Source organism: Sanguibacter antarcticus (assembly GCF_002564005.1).
GTDB classification, from domain to species: Bacteria; Actinomycetota; Actinomycetes; order Actinomycetales; family Cellulomonadaceae; genus Sanguibacter; species Sanguibacter antarcticus.
This window is the reverse complement of record NZ_PDJG01000001.1, coordinates 297,469-320,642: the sequence shown is the minus strand read 5'-3', so window position 1 is coordinate 320,642 and position 23,174 is coordinate 297,469. Positions and strand designations below refer to the sequence as shown.

Annotated in this window: 24 protein-coding genes and 1 tRNA gene; 6 read left to right on the top strand and 19 right to left on the bottom strand. The window is 69.8% G+C overall.

The genetic code is table 11. The features are described from left to right. Window position 1 precedes the first annotated feature (1 nt). Window positions 2-1,258, bottom strand: a complete 1,257-nt coding sequence (locus ATL42_RS01470) for an AI-2E family transporter (RefSeq protein WP_245861981.1) — start codon at window positions 1,256-1,258, stop codon at window positions 2-4. Between ATL42_RS01470 and ATL42_RS16620 the strand changes: the two genes are divergently transcribed. Together ATL42_RS16620 and msrA are read left to right on the top strand one after the other, a co-directional pair. Then, a complete protein-coding gene (locus ATL42_RS16620) occupies window positions 1,248-1,472 on the top strand; it encodes a hypothetical protein (RefSeq protein WP_245861979.1) in 225 nt (74 codons plus the stop codon). The two genes, ATL42_RS01470 and ATL42_RS16620, sit on opposite strands and share 11 nt — an antisense overlap. A 184-nt stretch (window positions 1,473-1,656) precedes the next feature. Beyond that, window positions 1,657-2,322, top strand: coding sequence for a peptide-methionine (S)-S-oxide reductase MsrA (msrA, locus tag ATL42_RS01465; protein ID WP_098453828.1), 666 nt, complete (start codon window positions 1,657-1,659; stop codon window positions 2,320-2,322). A 45-nt stretch (window positions 2,323-2,367) separates the two neighbouring features. On the opposite strand, the gene ATL42_RS01460 is transcribed toward msrA, so the two are convergent. Beyond that, window positions 2,368-3,198: a LysR substrate-binding domain-containing protein gene (locus tag ATL42_RS01460; RefSeq protein WP_098453827.1), complete on the bottom strand. Its 831-nt coding sequence runs from the start codon at window positions 3,196-3,198 to the stop codon at window positions 2,368-2,370. 40 nt (window positions 3,199-3,238) lie between these two features. Here ATL42_RS01460 and ATL42_RS01455 point away from each other — a divergent pair, with 40 nt between their 5' ends. Then, on the top strand, window positions 3,239-3,646 hold the full coding sequence (locus ATL42_RS01455) for a DUF5997 family protein (protein WP_098453826.1): 408 nt from the start codon (window positions 3,239-3,241) through the stop codon (window positions 3,644-3,646). A gap of 30 nt (window positions 3,647-3,676) precedes the next feature. On the opposite strand, the gene ATL42_RS01450 is transcribed toward ATL42_RS01455, so the two are convergent. The 6 genes from ATL42_RS01450 to ATL42_RS01425 form a co-directional block, all read right to left on the bottom strand. Further along, entirely contained in the window at window positions 3,677-3,982 is a 306-nt protein-coding gene (locus ATL42_RS01450; protein WP_098453825.1) for an Rdx family protein, read from the bottom strand. Further along, window positions 3,982-5,223: a cystathionine gamma-synthase gene (locus tag ATL42_RS01445; protein WP_098453824.1), complete on the bottom strand. Its 1,242-nt coding sequence runs from the start codon at window positions 5,221-5,223 to the stop codon at window positions 3,982-3,984. The genes ATL42_RS01450 and ATL42_RS01445 overlap by 1 nt, the downstream gene beginning before the upstream one ends. A 17-nt stretch (window positions 5,224-5,240) precedes the next feature. Then, complete coding sequence (locus ATL42_RS01440) at window positions 5,241-6,638, bottom strand: cystathionine beta-synthase (RefSeq protein WP_098456242.1); 1,398 nt, start codon at window positions 6,636-6,638, stop codon at window positions 5,241-5,243. Window positions 6,639-6,658: 20 nt separating this feature from the next. Next, window positions 6,659-7,618, bottom strand: a complete 960-nt coding sequence (locus ATL42_RS01435) for a hypothetical protein (protein WP_143556670.1) — start codon at window positions 7,616-7,618, stop codon at window positions 6,659-6,661. Window positions 7,619-7,792: 174 nt separating this feature from the next. Next, a complete protein-coding gene (locus tag ATL42_RS01430) occupies window positions 7,793-8,197 on the bottom strand; it encodes an FKBP-type peptidyl-prolyl cis-trans isomerase (protein WP_098453822.1) in 405 nt (134 codons plus the stop codon). 80 nt (window positions 8,198-8,277) lie between these two features. Further along, window positions 8,278-9,135, bottom strand: coding sequence for a Bax inhibitor-1/YccA family protein (locus ATL42_RS01425; protein WP_098453821.1), 858 nt, complete (start codon window positions 9,133-9,135; stop codon window positions 8,278-8,280). A gap of 197 nt (window positions 9,136-9,332) precedes the next feature. On the opposite strand from ATL42_RS01425, the gene ATL42_RS01420 reads away from it, so the two are divergent. Then, on the top strand, window positions 9,333-10,988 hold the full coding sequence (locus ATL42_RS01420; RefSeq protein ID WP_098453820.1) for an FAD-binding dehydrogenase: 1,656 nt from the start codon (window positions 9,333-9,335) through the stop codon (window positions 10,986-10,988). Between the two features lie 77 nt (window positions 10,989-11,065). After that, window positions 11,066-12,802, top strand: coding sequence for a sensor histidine kinase (locus ATL42_RS01415; protein WP_098453819.1), 1,737 nt, complete (start codon window positions 11,066-11,068; stop codon window positions 12,800-12,802). On the opposite strand, the gene ATL42_RS01410 is transcribed toward ATL42_RS01415, so the two are convergent. The 8 genes from ATL42_RS01410 to ATL42_RS01375 all read right to left on the bottom strand — a co-directional run bounded on the left by ATL42_RS01410 (window position 12,799) and on the right by ATL42_RS01375 (window position 18,763). Continuing rightward, window positions 12,799-13,182 (bottom strand): response regulator transcription factor, encoded by a 384-nt coding sequence (locus tag ATL42_RS01410; RefSeq protein ID WP_098453818.1) that lies wholly within the window; start codon window positions 13,180-13,182, stop codon window positions 12,799-12,801. The two genes, ATL42_RS01415 and ATL42_RS01410, sit on opposite strands and share 4 nt — an antisense overlap. Window positions 13,183-13,256: 74 nt before the next feature. After that, a tRNA-Leu gene (locus ATL42_RS01405) sits at window positions 13,257-13,333 on the bottom strand. 90 nt (window positions 13,334-13,423) lie between these two features. Then, window positions 13,424-14,917, bottom strand: coding sequence for an NAD(P)/FAD-dependent oxidoreductase (locus tag ATL42_RS01400; protein WP_098453817.1), 1,494 nt, complete (start codon window positions 14,915-14,917; stop codon window positions 13,424-13,426). Between the two features lie 63 nt (window positions 14,918-14,980). Further along, a complete protein-coding gene (locus ATL42_RS01395; protein WP_098453816.1) occupies window positions 14,981-16,180 on the bottom strand; it encodes a hypothetical protein in 1,200 nt (399 codons plus the stop codon). Further along, window positions 16,180-16,509: a PadR family transcriptional regulator gene (locus tag ATL42_RS01390; protein ID WP_098456241.1), complete on the bottom strand. Its 330-nt coding sequence runs from the start codon at window positions 16,507-16,509 to the stop codon at window positions 16,180-16,182. Before ATL42_RS01390 ends, ATL42_RS01395 begins: the two co-directional genes overlap by 1 nt. Before the next feature lie 158 nt (window positions 16,510-16,667). After that, window positions 16,668-17,663, bottom strand: a complete 996-nt coding sequence (locus ATL42_RS01385) for a Ppx/GppA phosphatase family protein (protein WP_098453815.1) — start codon at window positions 17,661-17,663, stop codon at window positions 16,668-16,670. A 46-nt stretch (window positions 17,664-17,709) separates the two neighbouring features. Beyond that, complete coding sequence (locus ATL42_RS01380) at window positions 17,710-18,213, bottom strand: DUF501 domain-containing protein (protein WP_245861976.1); 504 nt, start codon at window positions 18,211-18,213, stop codon at window positions 17,710-17,712. A 160-nt stretch (window positions 18,214-18,373) separates the two neighbouring features. After that, window positions 18,374-18,763, bottom strand: coding sequence for an FtsB family cell division protein (locus ATL42_RS01375; RefSeq protein WP_245861973.1), 390 nt, complete (start codon window positions 18,761-18,763; stop codon window positions 18,374-18,376). Between the two features lie 166 nt (window positions 18,764-18,929). On the opposite strand from ATL42_RS01375, the gene ATL42_RS01370 reads away from it, so the two are divergent. Further along, window positions 18,930-19,127 (top strand): hypothetical protein, encoded by a 198-nt coding sequence (locus ATL42_RS01370; RefSeq protein ID WP_098453814.1) that lies wholly within the window; start codon window positions 18,930-18,932, stop codon window positions 19,125-19,127. Window positions 19,128-19,299: 172 nt separating this feature from the next. Here the strand turns inward: ATL42_RS01370 and eno are convergent, their stop codons facing one another. The 3 genes from eno to ATL42_RS01355 form a co-directional block, all read right to left on the bottom strand. Continuing rightward, window positions 19,300-20,580 (bottom strand): phosphopyruvate hydratase, encoded by a 1,281-nt coding sequence (gene eno, locus ATL42_RS01365; protein ID WP_098453813.1) that lies wholly within the window; start codon window positions 20,578-20,580, stop codon window positions 19,300-19,302. A 110-nt stretch (window positions 20,581-20,690) separates the two neighbouring features. Continuing rightward, window positions 20,691-22,280: a sugar transferase gene (locus tag ATL42_RS01360; RefSeq protein WP_143556669.1), complete on the bottom strand. Its 1,590-nt coding sequence runs from the start codon at window positions 22,278-22,280 to the stop codon at window positions 20,691-20,693. Between the two features lie 139 nt (window positions 22,281-22,419). Beyond that, window positions 22,420-23,142 (bottom strand): nucleoside triphosphate pyrophosphohydrolase, encoded by a 723-nt coding sequence (locus ATL42_RS01355; protein WP_245861970.1) that lies wholly within the window; start codon window positions 23,140-23,142, stop codon window positions 22,420-22,422. Window positions 23,143-23,174: the final 32 nt, after the last annotated feature.

The following is a 23,174-nucleotide window of genomic DNA, read 5'->3' as shown; positions in this document are numbered from 1 at the left end:
GTCAGGATCCTTCGTTGTTCGGGGTGCGTGGTTCGTTCGGGGTCGTGGTGGTCTCGTCTGCGCTGCTCTGGTCCTTCATGCTGCGAGACCGCAAGGCCATGAGTCGTTCGAAGGCAGCACGCCCGGCTTCTGCGGTCGAGACGAGGCGGGGCGGGATGAGGCTCTCTTCCTCGTCGCGCACCTCGGGCTCCCACCCGGTGTCCATCCCGACGTGGCGCTCGGCGCTCATGATCATGATGGCGCGACGACCGCTCGGTCGGAGCGCGATGTGGTCGTCGAAGCCGAGCTCCGGGAACTTGTCGTGGCCGTGGAAGTACAGGATGACCGTGTTGAGGACGGCCACGAGCGGCACGGCGAACAGCGCACCGACGATGCCTGCGACGAGCGCGCCCGTCGTCACGGCGAGGAGCACGGCGACGGGGTGCAGCGAGACGGCCTGCCCCATGAGCCAGGGCTGGAGGACGTTGCCCTCGATCTGCTGCACGAGGAGGACCACGCCGGTCATGATGAGGGCCGCGACCCAGCCGTTCGCGACGAGCGCGACGAGGATCGCGATCGACCCGGTGATGATCGCGCCGACGAACGGGATGAACGCACCGATGAAGACGAGCACCCCGAGCGGGACGGCCAGGGGCACCCCGATGATCGCGGCACCGAGGCTGATCCCGACCGCGTCGATGAACGCCACGAGGATCTGGGTCCGCACGTAGGACGCCAGGGTGACGAGCCCGCGCCGACCTGCCTGGTGGACCCGTTCACGGGTGTGGCGAGGCAGCAGCCCGACGATCCACGTCCAGATCCGGCGGCCGTCGATGAGGAAGAAGAGCGTGCAGAAGAGGGCGATGATCGCGCCTGCGAGAACCTGCCCCACCGTCGTGGTGACAGACAGCGCCCCGGAGACGAGGCTCGACGAGTTGCTCTGCGCCGCCCCGAGAAGCTCTTGCCAGTAGGTGTCGATGGTGGCGCTGTCGATCGCGAGCGGCCCGTCGGAGAGCCATCCGAGCAGCTGCTCGAAACCGATGACGGCCTGCGCGCTGAGGTCGGTGAGCCCGCTGGCGATCTCTCGTCCGGCGATGACGGCCAGGGCTGTGACGCCTCCGATGAGCGCGACGATCCCCGTCGCTGCAGCGAGCGGGACAGAGAAGTGCAGCCGGGTCCGCAGGAACCGGGTGAACGGCTGGACCAGCACGGTGAGGAGGAGCGCGACCGCGACGGGGATGATGATGACCTTGAGGTAGGAGATCACCGTGAGGATCACGACGACGCCCGCCATCACGACGATGAGCCGCCACGACCACGAGGCCGCGATCTTCACGCTCGTCGGCACCCCGACGTGCTCGACAGCTGCGGGCCTCGAGAGCGCGTGGGCCGACGCGGTGAGCCTCTCGCTGCTGACTCGCACGCTGTTCCCCGCTCCCTCGACGGGTGAGCCCTCGCTCGCCGGCCTGTCGCCGGGCGCGCTCAGGTTCTGACGCTGGTCCGCGCCCATGTGTGGTTCCTCTCGATACGTGTCGGCTGCAGCGCGTCCGCCGCGGTCCGTCCCCAAGGCTACGGTGCACGCGGACCGGGAACACCCCAGGTCCGCGAGGTGTTGACCCCCTCAGGCAGCTCGACTGCCCACGCACCCGCACGCGCACGTCACCACCAGGAGGCACCATGTTCGGCTCGTTGTTCGGATCGTCCCTCAAGACCTCGATGGTCTCGCCGGAGCGCGCGCTCAGCGGTCGGCCCACGCCCACCTACACGGTGCCCGAGACGCACGTCGTGCTCGGCACCCCGCTCGCCGGCCCGTGGCCCGAGGGGACCCAGGTGGTCTACCTCGGTCTCGGGTGCTTCTGGGGCGCAGAGAAGGAGTTCTGGCAGCTTCCGGGAGTGATCTCCACGGCGGTCGGGTATCAGGGCGGGTACACCCCGAACCCGTCGTACGAGGAGGTCTGCTCGGCGATGACCGGTCACGTCGAGATGGTCATGGTCGCGTACGACCCGACCGTGGTGAGCGACACAGAGCTGCTGCGGACGTTCTGGGAGTCGCACGACCCCACGCAGGGGTTCCGTCAGGGCAACGACGTCGGCACGCAGTACCGCTCGGCGGTGTACTGGACCACGCCGGAGCAGCGTGACGCCGCCGAGGCGACGCTCGCCGCCTTCCAGACGAAGCTCGCCGAGCGGAGCTTCGGTGCTATCACCACCGATGTCCGCTCCGCAGAAGAGGCGGGCCGGTTCTACTACGCGGAGGGCTACCACCAGCAGTACCTCGAGAAGAACCCGGGCGGGTACTGCCCGGTGCACTCCACGGGCGTCGCGTGCCCGGTCCCGTCCTGACCTAGCAGACCCCACCGGCCCAGGCGCCGACGGTCCGGGGAACGGTCAGCGCTTGCCGCGCTTGCCGATGCTCGGCTTCCCGCCACGCTTGGCGCCGGTGCGGGCGGCGGACTTCCGCTCGAACGCCGCCTTGCGGTCAGCAGCCAGACGGGCAGCCGCGCTCTTCAGCTGTGCCTTCGAGGGCGGAGCGGAGCTGTTCTTGGTTGCTGCTCGCGGCTCGGCCGTCGTCGGGGCGGCGTCGGGCTTCGAGCGCCCGCGCGAGCTGTTGGCGGTCCGTCCGCGAACGATCCCGACCATCTCCTCGACGAGGTCGGTCGAGCGGCCCTCGAGCCAGGCGAGGCCCACCCTGGATCCGGGCCCGTCCGTCACGGGCCGGTACGTCACGTCTTTGCGGTGGTGGAGCCGGGCCACGGACTGGGGCACGACGACCACGCCGACTCCCGCGGCCACGAGCTCGACGGCGTCGCCGGTGCTGGCCGGCCGCTCCGTCGCCGGCTGTCCGGGCAGCTCCGGCCACTCCAGGCTCTCGTCGAGCGGACGCAAGAGCACCTCGTCCTCGAGGTCGGAGACCGCGATGTCGGCGAACGCCGCGATCGCGTGCTCCTTGCCGACGACGACGACAGGAACCTCCGTGTACAGCGGGATCATGCTGACGTCGTCGCCGGGCACGGGCATCCGGAGCAGGCCTGCGTCTGCACGGTCCTCGCGCAGAGCCGCACCGCCGTCGAGCGCGTCGACGGGGACGAGCACGAGGTCGACGTCGGGGAGACGCTCGCGCCACACACCGACCCACTTCGCCGGCGTCACCCCAGGGGCGTACGCGAGACGGAAGGAACGGCGGTCGGAGGACGGGGTCTCGTCGGGGGCAGGAGGCACACAGTCAGGCTACCCGGGCGATGGCCGATATCCTTGAGCCATGACGTCGTCCAAGACACCCCAGACCATGAAGCCCGCTACCGCGGCGAAGAAGCTGGGCGTGTACCTGCCTGCTGCTCCCGCGGAGTTCCAGGAGGGCGTGATCACCCGTGATCAGCTCAGCACGCTGCAGACGGACCCGCCGGAGTGGCTCACCGAGCTGCGCCGTAACGGCCCGCACCCCCGCCCCACCGTCGCTGCACGCCTCGGCATCTCGATCGCCGGGCTCGCACGCGGCGGCGTGACCGAGGCGCTCACCACCGACGAGATCAACGAGCTGCGCGAGGACGAGCCCGACTGGCTCGTGCGAGAGCGTGCGATCCAGCTCGAGGTGCGCGCCGAAGAAGACCGCATCGCGGCACGAGACGCCAAGATCGCCAAGAAGGCAGAGAACGCCGAGCGCGACTGATCTGCTCCCCGTGACGCGGTCGCGGGCGTGTCAGCCGGTCGACAGGTCGGCCTGGGCCGCCGCGTCCGCGTGCCCCAGGGAGCGTCCCGGGGCCACCCGGTCGCGGACCAGCCGCTTGAGCACCGTGATCTCAGGGAATCCCCCGTCGACCTTGCGGTTCCAGATGGTCTCGCCGTCCACCGCGATGCGGAACACCCCGCCGGTCGTCGGCACGAGAGCCACCTCACCGAGGTCGTCGGGGAACGTCGTGAGGAGCTCCTGAGCCATCCAGGCCGCGCGCATGAGCCACCGGCACTGGGTGCAGTAGGTGATCGCGACGCGCGCCTTCGTCGCCATCAGGCCAGTGCCTGCGCAAGGTCGGCGACGAGGTCGTCGAGGTCCTCGATGCCGACCGAGACCCGCACGAGGTCCTCGGGCACCTCGAGCGCCGACCCGGCGACGGACGCGTGGGTCATCTTGCCCGGGTGCTCGATGAGCGACTCGACGCCTCCGAGAGACTCCGCGAGCAGGAAGATCTTCGTCCGGTCGACGACCGCGAGCGCGCTGTCGAGCGACCCTGTGCGGAACGAGACCATGCCGCCGAACGCGGACATCTGGCGTGCGGCGAGATCGTGCTGCGGGTGCGATGCCAGGCCGGGGTAGAGGACCGACGCGACCTTCGGGTGGCTCTCGAGGAACTGGGCCACGGCTGCGGCGTTCGAGCTGTGCCGCTCCATGCGCAGGCTGAGCGTCTTCAGTCCGCGCAGCGTGAGCCACGCGTCGAACGGTCCGGCAACGGCGCCTGCTGCGTTCTGGTAGAAGCCGACGGCGTCGGCGAGCGCCTGCGAGCCGGTCGGACCGGTGGCGCCGCTGGGCAGGACTGCTCCGGGGGCGGTGACGACCGCGCCGCCGACGACGTCGGAGTGCCCGCCGATGTACTTCGTCGTCGAGTGGACGACGGCGTCGGCGCCGAGGGTGAGCGGCTGCTGGAGGGCGGGCGTCGCGAAGGTGTTGTCGACGACGAGGAGCGCACCGGCGGCGTGCGCGACGTCGGCGAGCACCGCGATGTCGCTCACACCGAGGAGCGGGTTCGACGGGGTCTCGACCCACACCGCAGCCGTCCGGCCGGGCTGGATGGCGGCAGCGACGGCTGCCGGGTCGGACGTGTTGACGGGGGTGTGCTCGACGCCCCACGCGCCGAGGACGCGGTGCACGAGCCGGTAGGTGCCGCCGTACGCGTCGTCGGGCATGACGATGTGGCCGCCGGGGCGCAGGATCGCCCGCAGCAGCACGTCCTCGGCCGCGAGACCGGACGCGAGCGCGAATGCGCGCTCGCCGGACTCGACCGAGGCCAGGGCCTCTTGGAGCGCGTCTCGGGTCGGGTTGCCCGAGCGTGAGTACTCGTAGCCTCCCCGCAGGCCACCGACGCCGTCTTGCTTGTACGTGGACACCTGGTAGATCGGTGTCACGACCGCTCCGGTGGCGGCGTCGGGGGCCTGTCCTGCGTGGATCGCGCGCGTCGCCAGCCCGGTTGCGGACCAGTCGTGCGCGGAGGGTGTGGTGGCGTCGCTGGTCGGGTGCTCAGGAGTGTGTGTCACCCTCCCAGGCTAACGCGTCAGTGTGCGAGGAATCCGAGAAGGTCGTGACGCGTGAGCACGCCCACGGGCTTGCCGTCGTCGATGACCATGAGGGCGTCGTCGTCCTGGAGCGCGGCCCGGACGGCCTCGACAGGTTCTCCGGACCCGATGAGGGGCAGACGCCCGGCCATGTGCGTGCCGACCGTGTCCGTCAGTGCGGCACCACCCGAGAAGACGGCGTCGAGCAGCGCCCGCTCGCTCACGGCTCCGGCGACCTCACCGATGACGACCGGGGGTTCGGCGAGGACGACCGGCATCTGCGAGACACCGAACTCGCGGAGGATCTCGATCGCGTCGCGCACGGTCTCGACCGGGTGCGTGTGGACGAGGTCTGGCAGCGCGCCCGACTTCCCGCGCAGGATGTCGCCTGCCGTGATGCCGTCCTCGGCGCCGATGAAGCCGTAGGACCGCATCCACGCGTCGGAGAAGATCTTCGACATGTAGCCGCGTCCGCCGTCGGGCAGCAGGACGACGATGACGGCCTCGACCGCCGCTGCGGGGTCCTCGTCCTCGAGCCGACGTGCCAGGCGCAGCGCGGAGACGACCGCCATGCCGCAGGAGCCCCCGACGAGCAGGCCTTCTTCGCGGGCGAGGCGTCGTGTCATCTCGAACGAGTCGGCGTCGGAGACGGCGATGATCTCGTGCGGCACGCTCGGGTCGTACGCTGCGGGCCAGAAGTCCTCGCCGACACCTTCGACGAGGTAGGGCCGTCCGGTCCCGCCCGAGTACACGGACCCCTCGGGGTCTGAGCCGACGACGTGCACCTCGCCGGTCGCGCGGTCCGCGGAGACGTCGCGCAAGAAGCGCCCCGTCCCGCTGATCGTGCCGCCGGTTCCGACACCCGTGACGAAGTGCGTCACCCGGCCGTCGGTGTCCGCCCAGATCTCAGGCCCGGTCGTCTCGTAGTGGCTGGCCGGGCCGTTGGGGTTCGCGTACTGGTTCGGCTTCCACGCTCCTGGGATCTCGGCGACGAGCCTGTCCGAGACGGAGTAGTAGGAGCTCGGGTGCTCTGGCGCCACGGCGGTCGGGGTGACCACCACCTCGGCGCCGTAGGCCTTGAGGACGTCACGCTTGTCCACCGACACCTTGTCGGGGCACACGAACACGCACTTGTAGCCCTTGCGCTGTGCGACGAGCGCGAGGCCCACACCGGTGTTCCCGGACGTCGGCTCGACGATGGTCCCGCCCGGGCGCAGCTCACCGCTCGCCTCGGCAGCCTCGATCATCTTCAGCGCGATGCGGTCCTTGACCGAGCCGCCCGGGTTCACGTACTCGATCTTGGCGAGGATCGTCGCCGACAGGCCGGTCGTGACAGCGTTGAGCCGGACGAGCGGGGTGTTGCCGACGAGCTCGCTGATGTGTTCCGCATATCTCATGGACACACCGTAGCGAGGCGTCAGAGCCGCGGCACAACCGTCGGGCCGGCGTCGGTGAGGGTCACGTCGAGGCGCAGAGCCTGGGCACCGGTCGCCGGGACCACGTAGAGGACGTGCTCGTTCCCTGCCCGCGCCGCAGGGATCTCGACCGGGGTGTAGCGGGGCGACGCGGCCAGCTCCTCCTTGAGAACCTCGCGCAGCTCGTCCGACGTGCGGATGCTGCCCTCCAACGCATCGACGTCCCGGCTCGAGCCGTAGGTCACGGCACGCAGGTAGTCGTGGACCGCGTTGCTCGCGGAGCCCGTTCCTTCACCGCTGTCGAGGGCGGGGCGCCCACCGTCCTCGTAGAGGGGGTAGACCGCCTCGAGGCGGACGGCGCCGGGGTCGTCCACCTCGTCGTCCCCGGGAGACGAGGCGGGCGACCCGTCCGCCGTCACGGACCGCGAGGACCACGAGATGGCGTACTCGGTGGTCGTCGTGGTCGACGGCGCGTCGTCGAAGCCGTACGTCGTGACCACGGACACGCGAGCGACCGGATCCCCGGCAGCCGAGCCGAGGACCGTCACGTCGTCCACCACGACGTCGACGTCGTCCGGGCGGTCTGTCCCGGCCAGCTCGTCGTCGAGGTACGCGGCGTGGGCGCTGACGTACGCCTGGGCCTGGTTCCCGAGCGCGAGCTGCTCGGTGAGCGCGAGGGCGGCCTGCTCGGCGGGGACGAACGGTGCAAGGAGGTGCGGAGGGTTCGAGGTGTCGGAGACGGCGTAGCGCAGCTCGAGGTTCTCGAGGACGAGCTCGAGCCGGTGCGCCTGGCGGTCTGCGTCGGCCTGCGGCGCGTCCCCGTCCTCCAGCGGCGTCAGCGGATCCGGTCCGGTGCACCCCGAGAGCAGGCCCGCGAGCGCGACGGCGCCGAGGGCGCTGCGCAGCGCGTGCAGTCCTCGGGCTGCTCGCGGCGCGCGGACGGAGGTGCTCGGTGTGCTCACCGTCCCAGACTGGCGGACGACCAGCCTCGAGGACATCACCCCTGGGTCTGACGTCTCGGCGCCGCGGCTCCGTCGCAGGGCGGAGCACGAGCTGGACCGTCCGGGCTGCTCCGGGTACGACCGAGGCCGCTCTCCTGTCGGGAGGGCGGCCTCGGTGCGTCGTGCAGGACTACGTCAGGCGGCGTCGACGATGTCGACCACGAAGACGAGCGTGGCGCCGCCGGCGATACCGGCCTGCGGGACCCCGCGCTGGCCGTAGGCCAGCTCCGGCGGGATCGACAGGAGGACACGGGAGCCGATCGTCTGCCCGACGAGGCCCTGGTCCCAGCCACCGATGACGGCGCCGACACCGATCGGGAAGTCGATCGGTGCACCGCGGTCGTACGAGTTGTCGAAGACTCCGCCGGCCCACGACTGGCCGAGATAGTTCACGACGATGGTGTTCCCGGACACCACCTCGGCTCCGTCACCCTGGACCAGGACCTTCACGACGAGGCCCTCGGGCGCACCGCCGCTCGGGAACGTCAGCTGCGGCTTCTCGCCGTAGGTGCCTGTCGCCTGAGGAAGCTCGATCGACATAGGGGTACCTCTCGTTTGAAGGGTGTGGGCGCCCGCTGGAGCGGGCGCCCACCATCAGATCATGCAGAACGCTGGTTCGCTCAGTCGCTCTGGAAGATCGCGAGGATCCGGAGGAACTCGATGTACAGCCAGATGAGGGTGACGACGAGACCGAACGCCGCTGTCCAGGCAAACTTCGCCGGGACGCCGTTGCGCACACCGCGCTGGATGCTGTCGAAGTCGACGATGAGCGACGCGGACGCGAGCCCGACGGCGACGAGACCGATCGCGATACCGAACCAGCCGCTCCGCAGGCCCCAGCCCTCTGCCCCGCCGGCGAGGATGACGACGAGGTTGATGAGCGAGAACGCCATGTACCCGACCATCGAGAACAAGAGCCAGCGCGTGAACCGCGGCGTCACGCGGACGCGACCTGACCGGAAGAGGAACAGGCACGCGGTGAAGGTCGCAAACGTCGCGACGACCGCCTGGAGGACGATCCCGTCCCACGCGGCCTCGAAGTACGCGCTCAGCCCACCGACGAACACTCCCTCGGCGATCGCGTAGGCGACGATGAGGACCGGGCTCGGCTCGCGCTTGAACGCGTTGACGAGACCGAGGACCAGGCCGACGATCGCGCCGACGAAGAACAGCTCGGGAACCGTGAACCACGTGATCGCGGCGAACGCGATGACGATCGCGAGCAGACCGACCGTCTTGATGATGACGTCGTCATACGTCAGCCGGCCCGTCTGGGCGGTCGTCGCCGACGGGGCCCCGTACATCGAGCCGAGCGTCGCGGCGTCCGGCACCGAGCCGTAGCCGGCGGACTGGCCGTAGCCAGCAGGCTGGCCATACTGTGCCTGAGCGGACTGGCCCTGGTATGCCGACGCACCCCCCTGAGACCGGTCGGCGTTCGGGCTGAACGCACTGCTCTTGGAGAAAACTGGGCTTCCCACACATGCCTCCTGGTCGCGGTTCCGGTCCGACGCTCTCGCGCCAGCCGAGTGGATCTCGCTGGCCGGTTGTTCCTACCGTTCAACTGTAACGAACGTTCGATCGCGCGTCCTAGTTCCCAGGGGGGAGAACGCCATACCGACAGTTCATCAGCACAGGTCGTGCACACCTGGCGACCGCACCGTGGTCTACTTCTGACATGTCAGATGCCAGTGATGTCATCATCGTGGGCGCCGGCCTCGCCGGGCTCGTCGCAGCGGCAGAAGCTGCCGACGCCGGTCGGTCCGTGGTCATCGTCGACCAAGAACCTGCGCAGTCGCTCGGCGGGCAGGCGTTCTGGTCGTTCGGGGGCCTCTTCCTCGTCGACTCTCCCGAGCAACGACGCATGGGTGTCCGCGACTCGATCGACCTCGCGCGCCAGGACTGGGCCGGCTCTGCAGGCTTCGACCGTCCCGAGGACGCGTGGCCACGGCGCTGGGCCGACGCCTACCTCGACTTCGCCGCCGGTGAGAAGCGATCCTGGCTGCACGCGATGGGTGTGCGGTTCTTCCCTGTCGTCGGGTGGGCCGAGCGCGGCGGGTACACCGCGCAGGGCCACGGGAACTCTGTCCCCCGGTTCCACATCACGTGGGGCACGGGCCCCGGCATCCTCGCCCCGTTCGTGCGACGCGTGCGGGAGCACGTCGACGCAGGTCGCATCGTGGTCCGCCATCGCCACCGGGTCGACGCTCTGCTCACCGAGGACGGCGCCGTCACCGGCGTCTGCGGAACGGTGCTCGCCCCGAGCGACGTCCCCCGCGGCGCGCCCAGCTCCCGGTCCCCCGTCCGCGACTTCACGCTGCGTGCTGCGGCCGTCCTGGTGACGAGCGGCGGGATCGGCGGCGACCACGACCTCGTCCGGGCCGCCTGGCCGAGCAGGCTCGGCTCTCCGCCCGAGCACATGATCACCGGCGTCCCCGCCCACGTCGACGGGCGCATGCTCGCGATCTCGCGCACCGCCGGCGCGCGCACCATCAACGACGACCGGATGTGGCACTACGTCGAGGGCATCACGAACTGGGACCCCGTCTGGCCCGCCCACGGCATCCGGATCCTGCCCGGCCCGTCGTCCCTCTGGCTCGACGCCACCGGATCCCGCCTGCCCGTGCCGCTCTTCCCCGGCTTCGACACCCTCGGGACGCTCGCCCACCTGCGGACCACCGGGCACGACTACAGCTGGTTCGTCCTCAACCAGGCGATCATCGAGAAGGAGTTCGCCCTCTCGGGCTCCGAGCAGAACCCTGACCTCACGGGCAAAAGCGTCCGCCAGGTGCTCGGACGCGTGCGCAAGGGTGCTACCGCACCCGTCGAAGCGTTCAAGAGCCGCGGCGTGGACTTCGTCGTCGCAGACACGCTCGACGAGCTTGCTGCCGGCATGAACTCGGTCACCGGCGACGGCCTCATCGACCCCGCGGAGCTCAGGTCCGTCGTCGAGGCGAGGGACCGCGAGACCGTGAACCCGTTCACCAAGGACCTTCAGATCGCTGCGGTCCGCAGCGCCCGCTCCTACCGTGGCGACCGCCTCGTCCGGGTCGCGCGCCCCGCCCCGATCCTCGACGCGGCAGACGGTCCGCTCATCGCGGTGCGCCTGCACGTCATCACGCGCAAGTCCCTCGGTGGTCTCGAGACCGACCTCGACGGCCGTGTGCTCGGCGACGACGGCAACCCGGTGCCCGGCTTGTACGCTGCCGGCGAGGTCGCAGGGTTCGGCGGCGGCGGGATGCACGGGTACAGGTCCCTCGAGGGGACGTTCCTCGGCGGGTGCCTCTTCTCCGGCCGGCAGGCCGGGCGTGCGCTCGGGCGGTCTGGCGCCTGACGGCGGCTCCAGGACATCACCCGCTGACTCGCCCTCCACGCAGAGCCTGACGACAACCGCCCCCATACAGTTGAACGATGACGACCCCAAGCGTCGAGACCATGGCCCGACCACCGTCCCCGGGGTTCACCGGCACGGTCGTCCGCTTCCTCGGGAACTCGCCCCGCGCCTATGTCATCGCGCTCCAGGCGCCGTTCGCAGTGACCGTCTTCGGTGTGTCGCTCGCCGTCTGGGTCTCGGCCAGGGACCTGTTCCTCCGCCCGATGTACCTCGTCGGGTTCACCATGGCCGTGGTGCTGACGCTCGTGTGCGTCCTCGTCCCGTGGACGAGGTCTCGCTCCCCTGTCCTTCTCGTCATCGGGATGCTCGACATCGTCGCGGGCGGGCTCATGCGGACCGCCACCAACGCCGAGCTCGGCGTCCTGGGCCTCCTCGTGGTCTTCCCAGCGATGTGGTTCGCCACGCAGTACCGGTGGCGAGGGGTCGCGCTCGGGACCTTCGGGACGCTCGCGGTGCTCCTGGCCCCGCTCCTCGTCTCAGAACCCGGGGTGGTCCAGTCGTTCGACCTCCGCTTCTGGATGCGCACCCTCTTGTTCCCTTGGATCGTCTTCATGGTCGGTGTCACGGTCGCCGGGTTCACGGAGTTCGCCCAAGGCCAAGACGCCCGGCTGCGCAACGAGCAAGCACGGCTCGCGCAGTCCCTCGCAGCGAGCCGACGTGCCTCTGTCCTCCTCGAGTCGATCCTCAACACCGTCGACATCGGTCTGTACAGCCTCGATGCCGACGGGAGGCCCCTGCTGGCCAACCGCAAGCACCGCGAGCTCGGGCTCCTCATGGCGCCGCCCGACGCCGACCCGCTCGACACCACCGCGCCGTGGTGCGCCGAAGAGCAGGGTTCGCTCATGTACGAGATGGACCGGATCACCCCTGTGCTGCCGGAGAACCGGCCGACGTGCCGCGCGCTGCACGGGCAGATGGTCGAGGACCAGCGGATGTGGCTCGGGGACGATCCCCTGACCCAACGGGCCGTGTCTGTGACCTCGCGGGAGATCCGCGAGTCGAACGGAGACACGCACGGAACGATCGTCGCGGTGCACGACATCACCGAGATGGTCCAGGCGATGCGCACCAAGGACGACTTCGTGGCGACGGTCTCCCACGAGCTCCGCACGCCGCTCACGTCGATCATCGGCTATCTCGACCTCATCGCCGACGCGGTAGAAGACGAGGAGTACGAGATCCCTGACGAGGTCCAGGGCCACCTGACTGTCGTCTCACGCAACGCCGAGCAGCTCCTCGTCCTCGTCTCGGACCTCCTCCTCACGGCGCAGGCCGAGGCTGGGACGCTCCGCTTCCGGATGAGCGACGTCAAGATCGGCCAGCTCGCCTCGCGAGCGATCGACTCGTTCAGACCCCGTGCCGAGGCCGCCGGGGTGACCCTCAAGCAGAACATCGACGAGACCCGCCCCCAGCACGCAGACCACGCACGCATCTCGCAGGTCATCGACAACCTCTTGTCGAACGCGATCAAGTACACGCTGCCCGGCGGATCTGTCCGGGTCGTCGTCCACACCGACGCTGACGCGACCCTCATCGTCATCTCGGACACCGGCATCGGGATGAACCCGCACGACCTGGGGTCGTTGTTCCAGAAGTTCTTCCGTGCAGAGTCTGCGCGTGCCGCCGCCATCCCCGGGGTCGGCCTCGGGCTCGTCATCACCAAGGCGATCGTCGACGGGCACAAGGGCACGATCGACATGAAGAGCGTCCTCGGGGTCGGGAGCACCGTGACGGTGGTCCTCCCCCGGTTCTAGAGGCGAGCGAGCAGCTCGTCGACCTGTGCGCGCAGCTCTCGCGGGCGGAACGGCTTGCTCAGGTGGAGCTCGGCGCCCGCATCACGTCCCCGGACCGGGTCGAGCTCGTGGGTGCGCGCCGAGAGCATGAGAATCTGGATGTCGGCAGTGCCCGGTGCCAGCCGCAACCGGCGCGCGACCTCGTACCCGTCGATGTCCGGCAGGCCGATGTCCAGGGTGACGAGGTCCGGGTGGATCGAGGTCACGAGCGCGACGCCGTCGAGACCGTTCTCCGCCGTGTGCACGACGATCCCACCACGAGAGAGCACCGACCGTATGAGCTCACGGATGTCAGGGTCGTCCTCGATGACGACGACGGTGGACACCCCGGTGGAGTTCATAGACCTACGCTACCCGGCTGTGCTCCCGCAGGTACGGCGATCGCCCGGGATCACCCACGCGCACGCGGTCCCTGTGGTGCCCCCACAGGGACTCGAACCCTGACTGTGCCGATTTTAAGTCGGATGCCTCTGCCGATTGGGCTATGGGGGCCGCTCGTTTCTGCGACCCTACAACGACGAGAGGCGCACCACGGGCGGGTGCGCCTCTCGTCGTCGAGCGTGTCGTTGTGGAGCGGAACCCTTACTGGACGGAGTCGTTCGGGTCCCCGGCCGGCGTGACAGCGTGGCCTGCAGGCTCGGCAGGTACCGCAGGCACATCCGCCTTCGGGCGCTCCGGGGCGGGAGCGGAGGCGGCACGGAACTCCGCACGCGGGTCGTGGATCGAGCCGAGGGAGACGACCTCGCGGCGCAGGAGCCACGTCCCGATCCAGTTCGTCGTGATGCGAATCTTGCGGCTCGCCGTGGGCATCGCGGCGACGTGGTACATGCGGTGCATGACCCAGGCCGGGAAGCCGCGCAGCTTGATCTTGCCGAAGAGGATCGCGACGCCCTTGTGCAGACCGAGGGACGCGACCGTGCCGAGGTTCTTGTGGCTGTACTCCTTGACCTCGCCGCCGTGCAGCGTGGCGTAGAGGTTGTCGCCGAGCACCTTCGCCTCACGGATGGCGTGCTGGGCGTTCGGCGGGCAGAACGCTCCCGGGTTGAAGAGGTCAGGCACGGCAGCGCAGTCGCCGGCGCCCCAGGCGCCCGGGACGACCACGCCGTCCGGACCGGCGACCTGGAGCGTCGGGAGGACCATGAGACGGCCCATGCGGTCGAGCGGGAGGTCGGACGTGCCGAGGACAGGGTTGGCCCGGACGCCTGCGGTCCACACGATGGTGTCCGAGTCGAACTCGACGCCGGTCGAGGTCACCACGTGGCCGTCGACGCACGAGCTGAGGAACGTCGACAGGTGGAACTCGATCCCGCGCTTCTTCATCTCGTCGAGCGCATAGTTGGCCATCTCGAGCGTGAGCTCGGGCAGGATCCGGTCCGTGCCCTCGATCATGACGAACCGCACGTCGCCCTGATCGACACCGGGGAGGTTCTTGATGGCTGCGCGCGCCATGTCCTCGGTCTCGGCGAGCGCCTCGATGCCCGCGAAGCCACCACCGATGAACGTGAACGTGAGCATCCGCTTGCGCAGGTCCGGGTCCCAGGTCGAGCTCGCGAGGTTGATGCGGTTGAGGATCTGGTTGCGGACTGCGACGGCTTCCTCGACGTTCTTGAAGCCGATGGCCTCCTCAGCGAGGCCGGGGATGGGGAGCGTGCGCGCGACCGACCCGAGACCGATGACGAGGTGGTCGTAGGTGATCTCGTAGACGTCGCCCACCTCGGGCGTGATCTCGATCTGGCGTGCGGCGTGGTTGATGTTCGTCACCTTGCCCTGCAAGGTGTCGACGTTCCGCAGCGCACGACGGTGCGGGGCGACGACGTCACGGTCCGAGATGGACCCGGCCGCGACCTCGGGGAGGAACGGCGCGTAGGTCATGTACGGCCGCGGGTCGACGACGACGATCGCAGCCGCACGACGGCCGAGGCGCTTGCGGAGGCGGCGCGCGGCGTACAGACCCACCGATCCACCACCGAGCACGACCACGCGTGGGACCTTGCGCGGGCGCGGGGTGACCGCGGCGGCGGCCCCGACGGCTTCCGTCGTGGGGGGAGAATCCGTGGTCGGGTCAGTGTGAGGCATAGATCCATCGTATTACTGGGTCTTTCGTCCGGCGAAACGTCACGCAGGTGATCCCCGGCACACCTACGGCGCCGACGGCGCAGCTCCGTCCTCCGTCACGTCCGTCGGGTCGACGGCGGGGTCGGTGGTGTCGGTCGCGGGGTCCGACGGGTCGGCCGTCGTCGTTCCTGGCGACGGCGCCAGCGGGAAGAGCTGCGAGAAGGGCTGGACCGGCGCGGAGCCGTGCACCCCGTCCGGCAGGACCCACCCCCGGTCATCGATCCACGTGGCGTCGAGGTTGTTCCACATCGGCACGGGGTACGCGTTCCAGACGTCGCGGCCCTGAGCGTCCACGCGCGGCTCCCAGTACCAGCTGAGGTCCTCTTCAGGGTCGTAGAAGCTCGAGGTGTCCGCGAGACCGACCGGGCGTCCCTCGTCGTCGACGATCCGCGCACCGTCGAGGAACTCACCGTCAGGCCCGTAGACGAAGAGGTTCTTGACCGGCTCGCCGTCGAGGTAGACGCCGTCCTCGGGGAGGACCTGCTGGACGGAGTACTCCACAGAGGAGGTGACCTCTGGGCGTCCCCACTGGCTCGCTGCGGCGAACGGCAGCACGACGATCGCGAGCACGCTCAGCGCCGTGAAGACACCTGCGGCACGGCGCGGCGGAGCCCAGAGGCCTCGGCCGTACTGGACGCTCGCGACGACGAGGACGAGCAGGAGCACCAGCGCTGAGAGATCCTGCGGCGCGAACGCGATGTCTTTGCCGGTGACGACGGTCGCCACCGTGAACAGCGCCCAGCCTCGTGCCACCCACCAGGCCGAGCGCAGCGACACGAGGAACTCGCGGACGGCAGGCCAGCGTCGGTGGGAGGTGATCCGTTCCACCATCCGGGCGACACGTCTCCGGAGCGCCTGGACGGGCCTGCGGCGCGACGACCTGGTGGGGACCACCACCGGAAGGCCTGCGGCTGAGCGCAGCTCCTCCGCGTAGGCCTCGGGTGAGCCGAACCGGGCGGTGAGATCGAGCACGCACGTGAGGCCTGGGTCCGGTGCACGCGACCCGGTCGGAGCACCTGCGGCCACCGGTTCCATCGTTCCCGACCGGGTGACCAGCGGCGTCTCGCCGGTGATGGGGCGCGTCGGGTCGTCGAGCGCCTCCGCGAGATCTGCCTCGAGGCCGTCTGTGAGGTCGTCGACCTGCTCAGGCCCGAGGTCTGCGAGGTGCTCGCGGACGGCTGCCGCGTAGGCGGCCACGTGGTTGATGAGGACTGCAGTGGTCATCACGCTGCTCCTTCACTCATGAGGAGGGCGGTCATGGCGCCCGCGAACTCGTTCCATTCCTTGCGCTGGACGGCGAGGATCCCGCGCCCCTGCACGTTGATCCCGTAGTACTTGCGGTGCGGCCCCTCGTCGGAGGGCACCACGTAGCTCGTGAGCGCTCCCGCCGAGTGCAGCCGCCGGAGCGTGCCGTACACCGACGCGTCACCGACCTCGTCCAGCCCCGCTGCTCGCAACCGCCGGACGACGTCATAGCCGTAGCCGTCGGCCTGCTCGAGCACGGCGAGCACCGCCGCGTCGAGCACGCCCTTGAGGAGCTGCGTCGTATCCATGGACCCTCCGTGAGCCTCGCCCTCGGTGCGACCGTGCGTCGTCACCTGCGTCTGAGGGCCTCGACCCGCTCGCGCACACCACACGGTACTACGCGAAGCGCACTACTGGCTACGGCGTCATACCTGACAGCGACTTCTGCTGCTAGACGAGGCTCCTGCTAGACGAGGCTCCAGGCGATGCCGTCGAGGATGTCGTGCTCGCTCGTCACGACGTCGCGCAGCTCGCCACCGTTCGCGGCGATCTCGTCACGCACCCGGGCGACGACCTCCGACCAGACGAGCGCGCCCGCGCCGATGACGTCCACGCGCCCCGGGTGCATGAACCCGAGCTCCATCCGCTCCTCGCGCGTCCTGCGGAGCAGGTCCTCGCACGCGGCGAGGGTCTCCTCCACGCTCACGACAGCGCCGTCGATCCGCTCCCGGTCATAGCGCTCGAGGCCGAGCGCATGGGCCGTCACCGTGGTCACCGAGCCGGCCAGCCCGACGAGCGTCGCCGCACGGCCCAGCGGCACCGTCTGCACCGCGACGTCGAGCGCAGCGCGCACGTCGGCCCGCGCGGCAGCCACCTGCTCCGGAGTGGGAGGGTCCGAGACGAGGTGCCGCTCCGTCATCCGCACGCAGCCGACGTCCATCGAGAACGCGGCGTCCGGAACCGACTCGCCGACGACGACCTCTGTCGACCCGCCACCGAGGTCGACCACGGCATAGGGTGCCCCGTGCTCGGCGCCGAGCACGCCCGTCGCCCCACGGAAGGACAGCGCGGCCTCTTCTTCGCCAGAGACGACCTCGGGCTCCACCCCGATCGCCGCGACGACGCCGTCGACGAAGTCCTGACGGTTCTCGGCGTCGCGCGACGCCGACGTCGCGACGAACCGGATGCGCTCAGCACCGAGGTCCCGGCACACCGCGGCGTAGCGCGCAGTGGCATCGAGGGTGCGTGCCAGAGCCTCGGGGGCGAGACGCCCCGTGCGGTCGACGCCTTGACCGAGGCGGACCACCTCCATCTCGCGGCACACGTCGACGAGCACGCCCGCCTCCGTGTCGATGTCTGCCACGAGGAGGCGGATCGAGTTGGTGCCGCAGTCGATCGCGGCGACCCTCACGGTGCCGGGCGCGAGCGCTGGTGCTGCAGGAGCGGAGGAAGCCGTCGTCATGGTCCTAAGCCTGCCATCTCCCGGAGCCGCCGAGCGTCAGGCAGGCTCAGCAGGTGCAGCGGTCCGGCCGCCAGGTCGGGCGGACGAGCGCGAGCGCCTCGTCACCGAGCGGGTTCACACCGGGACCGGCAGCGAGCGCATGGCCGACGAGGACGTGCAAGCACTTCACCCGGACGGGCATCCCGCCCGCAGAGATCCCCGCGATCTCCTCGACGTGCCCGAGCTCTTCTCGCTGGGCGAGATAGTGCTCGTGCGCCGACCGGTACGCGGCGGCGAGGTCCTCGTCGACCGTCAGGCGCTCGGACATCTCACGCATCACGCCGTTCGCCTCGAGCGTGCTCGCCGCGGCGACGGCGCCGGGGCTCGTGAGATAGAACGTGGTCGGGAACGGTGTGCCGTCGTCGAGCCGAGGCGCTGTGCGGACGACGAGCGGACGCCCGCACACGCACCGGGCGGCGATGCCGACGACACCGCGCGGCACGCGTCCCAGCTGGTCAGCGAGGACCTCGAGGTCACGAGCGGTGACGCCGGAGGCAGCCGGGTCGATCACGGGTTCATCCAATCAGCAGGGCGAGCAGTCAACGGGAGTTCGAGCAGCCACCAGGGCGTGCAGCCGACGGGGCGCGCGTCGACCGACCATTCTCCCCGACCGGGGAGCCGAGCAGGACAGTCGTCCACCCACCGTCGTCGCGAGCGCTTCAGCGCAGCTCTCAGGGCGCGTCGCCGGCGACCTGGACTGTGTCCCAGACCGTGGCGTACCAGGGCTGGTCAGTATCGAGGTCGTCGGTGACAGCGCCGTCGGGCACCGCCTGGCCGGTGTCCGGGTCTGTCGTCTCGACGACCGACTCCGGGTCGATGACCCGGTAGGGGGTCTCGCCGGGGAACACGAACGTCAGCCGCTCGCGCGCCTGCGCGATGACGTACTTCTCGTCGGCCCACCGGTCGAGCTCGTTCGACAGGTCAGCGTTCACCGCACGGGTGTCCTCGACGTCCGCGCGCAACGCCTGGAGACTGTCTCGCTGCTTGAGGAACTGGACGGCGGTCGGCGTCACGAGGACGAAGGCCATGAGCACGACGAGGACGAAGACGGCCGAGCGCACCGTGAACACCCGCAGCCAGCCGGTCGGTTCTGATCCGGTCCGCTTGCGAGGGCCGGGGGCTCCCGAGGGGAGGACGGATGGACGAGACGCGCTCGCCCGTGAACCTGCAGGTCGAGGAGGACGCCGCGCGCCGCTTCCCGAGGGACCGGACCTGGTACCGGTCGACGTGGACGCACCGGACGTGGACTTCGCTGCAGGCTTGCTCGCGGGCTTGCTCACAGTCTTGCTCGCGGGCTTGCTCGTGGACTTCGTCGTGCTCCCAGGCTTCGCGGCCGGACGACCAGACCGCGGCGCGGAGCGCGACGAGGACGAGCCCGTCGACGGGCGCGGCGCGGGAGGTCTGGACGCTGGAGGCACGTGCTGATTCTCTCCCGCCAGGCCCCGAGCGCACTCCAGGACGCGCCGCCTCCACAGGGCTTACACACAACGGCACCTCAGACAGGAAGGCAGGTACCCACCGGAGCTCTCCCGGCGGGCACCTGCCCTCGCTGCTCAGACGGTGCTGATCAGCCGTCGCTCAGTCGGTCAGGACCGAGTCACGCGTTCCAGCGCGGGAACGCCGACGCACCGGCGTAGCGTGCCGAGTCGCCGAGGCTCTCCTCGATGCGCAGGAGCTGGTTGTACTTGTTGATGCGCTCGCCACGGGCAGGAGCACCCGTCTTGATCTGACCACCGTTGACCGCGACGGACAGGTCCGCGATCGTCGTGTCCTCGGTCTCGCCCGAACGGTGGGAGACCATCGCGGTGAAGCCGGCACGCTGCGCGAGCTGCACGGCGTCGAGCGTCTCCGTGAGGGTACCGATCTGGTTGAGCTTGACGAGGAGCGAGTTGGCCGAGCGCTCCTTGATGCCGCGGGCCAGACGCTCAGGGTTCGTGACGAAGAGGTCGTCACCGACGATCTGCACCTTGTCGCCGACGAGGGTGACGAGGTCAGACCAGCTGGTCCACTCGTCCTCGGACAGCGGGTCCTCGATGGAGACGAGGGGGTAGTCGGCGACGAGCTGGTTGTAGTACTCGACCATCTCGGCCGGGCTCGTGGCCTTGCCCTCGAACTGGTACGCGCCATCCTTGAAGAACTCCGTCGCTGCGACGTCGAGCGCGAGGCCCACGTCGACGCCCGGCTTGAAGCCGGCCTTCTCGATCGCGACGAGGATGAGGTCGAGCGCGGCACGGTTGCTCGAGAGGTTCGGCGCGAAGCCACCCTCGTCACCGAGGCCGGTCGACAGGCCCTCGCTCTTGAGGACGGACTTGAGGGAGTGGTAGACCTCGGCGCCGGTGCGCAGCGCCTCGCGGAACGTCGTGGCGCCGATCGGGGCGACCATGAACTCCTGGATGTCGACGTTGGAGTCGGCGTGCGACCCACCGTTGAGGATGTTCATCATCGGGACGGGCAGGACGTGGGCGTTCGGGCCACCGATGTAGCGGAAGAGCTCGAGGCCAGCAGAGTCGGCTGCTGCGTGCGCGACGGCGAGCGAGACACCGAGGATCGCGTTGGCGCCGAGCTTGCTCTTGTTGGGCGTTCCGTCGAGCTCGATGAGCGTCGCGTCGACCTCGCGCTGCTCTTCGGCCTCGAGGCCGATGAGCTCGGGGGCGATCTCTTCGTTGACGGCGTCGACAGCCTGCTGGACGCCCTTGCCGAGGTAGCGACCCTTGTCGCCGTCACGACGCTCGGAAGCCTCGAACGCACCGGTCGACGCGCCGGACGGGACGCCTGCACGTGCCGTCGAGCCGTCGTCGAGCACGACCTCGACCTCGACGGTCGGGTTTCCGCGCGAATCGAGGATCTCACGTGCGTACACAACTTCGATGCTGGCCACAGTTGCTCCTTCTCAGACTTTGGGGGATTACCACCCAAGCCTAGTGCGAAGCACCGTGGGGCGGTCGGGATGTTCGGCCTACGGGCGGTGGACACCAGACGAACAGCTCGTCAGTAGGCGCCTTTGTGCGCCGTGACAGCCTTCAGCGTTCGGGCCAGGATGAGGAAGTCGCTGAACACGGTCCAGTTCTCCGTGTAGTAGACGTCTTTGCGCAAGCCCACCTTCCACTCGAGGTCCGAGCGCCCGCTCACCTGCCACGGACCCGTGATCCCAGGCTTGACCCGCAGCCTGCGCGCAGCGTGACCGTCGTACTGGGCGACCTCGCACGGCAGCTGGGGACGCGGGCCGACCAGGCTCATGTCCCCGCGGAGCACGTTGAGGAACTGCGGGAGCTCGTCGACGCTGTAGCGCCGCATGTACGTGCCGATCGCCGTCACCCGGGGATCGTCGTGGATCTTGAACAGCGGGCCGGCAGCCTCGTTGCGGTCGGCGAGAACCGCCACCTCTCGGTCTGCGCCGGAACGCATCGACCGGAACTTGAGCATCATGAACGGTCGGCCGTCGCGGCCGATGCGTTCCTGACGGTAGAAGACGGGGCCTGCGCTCGTCGCCTTGACAGCCGCAGCGACGACCAGGAGAGGGACCGCCAAGACGACGAGCGCCACGAGCGCGAGGAGCCAGTCGACGCAGGACTTCACGAGATACTTCACCCCGGAGAAGCACGCGGCGTCCACGTGGACGAGCGAGAGCCCTTCAGCCGGGCTCATGACGACCCGAGGCCCTGCGACGTCGACGAGCCCCGGAGCGACGATGAGCTCGGTGCCTGTCGTCTCCAGCTCCCACCCGAGGTTCTGCACGACGCTCGACGTGAGCGAGTCGCACCCGCCGACCGCGACGCTCCTGGCGCCCGTCGCCCGGGCTGCTGCGGGGATGTCGAGGACGTCACCGAGGACGGCGACACCCGCCACGAGCTCGCCCAGGCAGCGGTCGCCGTCCGGGATGCACGCTCCGACGACGAGGTAGCCGGCGCACGGGTTCGCCGTGAGCTCGGTGATGAGGTCCTCGACCCCCGTCCGTGACCCCGCGACCACCAGGGGCGACATGCACTCCCCCGCCTCGCGGTGCTGACGCAACCAGGCCCGGGCGCGATACCGACCACCGAGCAGGAGCGCGATACCGACCGGCATCGCGACCGCGACGTACCCCCGTGCGAGGTCGAACCGGACGAGGTAGGAGATGACCGCGACCATCGCGAAAAACTTCCACGTGCCCTGGAACACCCGCCGGTACTCGGTGAGACCGACCCCCACGATCCGCCGGTCCCGCGACTTCTCTACGGTGAGCGCGACCAGCCACGCCGGCCCGAGGACGACGGTGATGAGGACGTAGGACGACGTCGGGACGACGACGTCGCCGCCGGGGAACCCGAGCGCCACACGGGCGACGTACGCGAACGTCAGGGCGACACCGACGAGGACCGCGTCGAGGACGACGAGGCGCAGCCGGTGGAGCCGGGCCCACTCGACGGTGCCACCGACCGCGTGCACCGTGGCAGGGCGGGTCGTCTCGAGAGCCGGGGCAGGCGCGGCTGGCGCAGGCGCCAGGAGCGAGACGGGGCGCACCGCCTGAGAACCGTCGACGAGGGTCGGCGGGCGCTGGTCGGGGAGGGAACCTCCGAGACGGTGGCGGGATGCGTTCATCGCCGACACCTCTGACACGTACCACTGGGCCTGGACACGTCTCGATCGTGGATCCGGACACGGGCCTCGCGCCAGACATCTCGGAACAGACCACACCAAGATCACCCCGGGCCCGAGCGCCGGGTCGCGGGCTAGCCCGCTATTTCACCCTCGCCTCACCCGCTCCGTGTGCACTCGCTGCGCGTTGTCCTTCTTCTGCCTCTCTGACCTGCGCTTCCACCTGACGCGACGCCTCGCGCAACGCCCCTTCGGCGTCGACGCCGACCGCCGCAGCGTGGCGCACGAGCTCGAGGAGCGCTGCTCCGACGTCCGCAGCACCGTCGCCGACCACCACGCCGAGGGACAGCGCTGCCGTCGGGGCGAGGCCTGCACGACCAGCGCGCGAGAGGACTTTCTGCGCCCGCGAGAGTGCACCCTGCGCGAGCGGGACTCCGTCGAGGCACGACGTGCGCGCCTTCTCTTCCTGCTTGATCGCGTCCCAGCGGGCGGTCAGGCTCGCGTCGTCGACGTACGTCTCGTCGGCGAAGACGTGCGGGTGCCTGCGGACGAGCTTGGCCGTGAGGTCGCGCACCACGTCGTCGATCCCGAAGGGCTCGCGCTCGTGCTCGTGGGCGACGCGGGCGTTGAAGACGACCTGGAGCAGGAGGTCACCGAGCTCCTCGCGCATCCCGGCCCGGTCGTCGGTCTCGAGCGTCTCGACGAGCTCGTAGGCCTCCTCGAGGGCGTGCCTGGCGAGCGACGCGTGAGTCTGCGCGGCGTCCCACGGGCAGCCTCCCGGGGACCGGAGCCGGTCCATCACCGCGACGAGGTCGTCGAACGGGCGGGAAGCGTTCACGGACATGGTCCGGGGTGTCTGCGGCATGCGCCCATCGAAGCACGGCCGGCCCCGTCTGC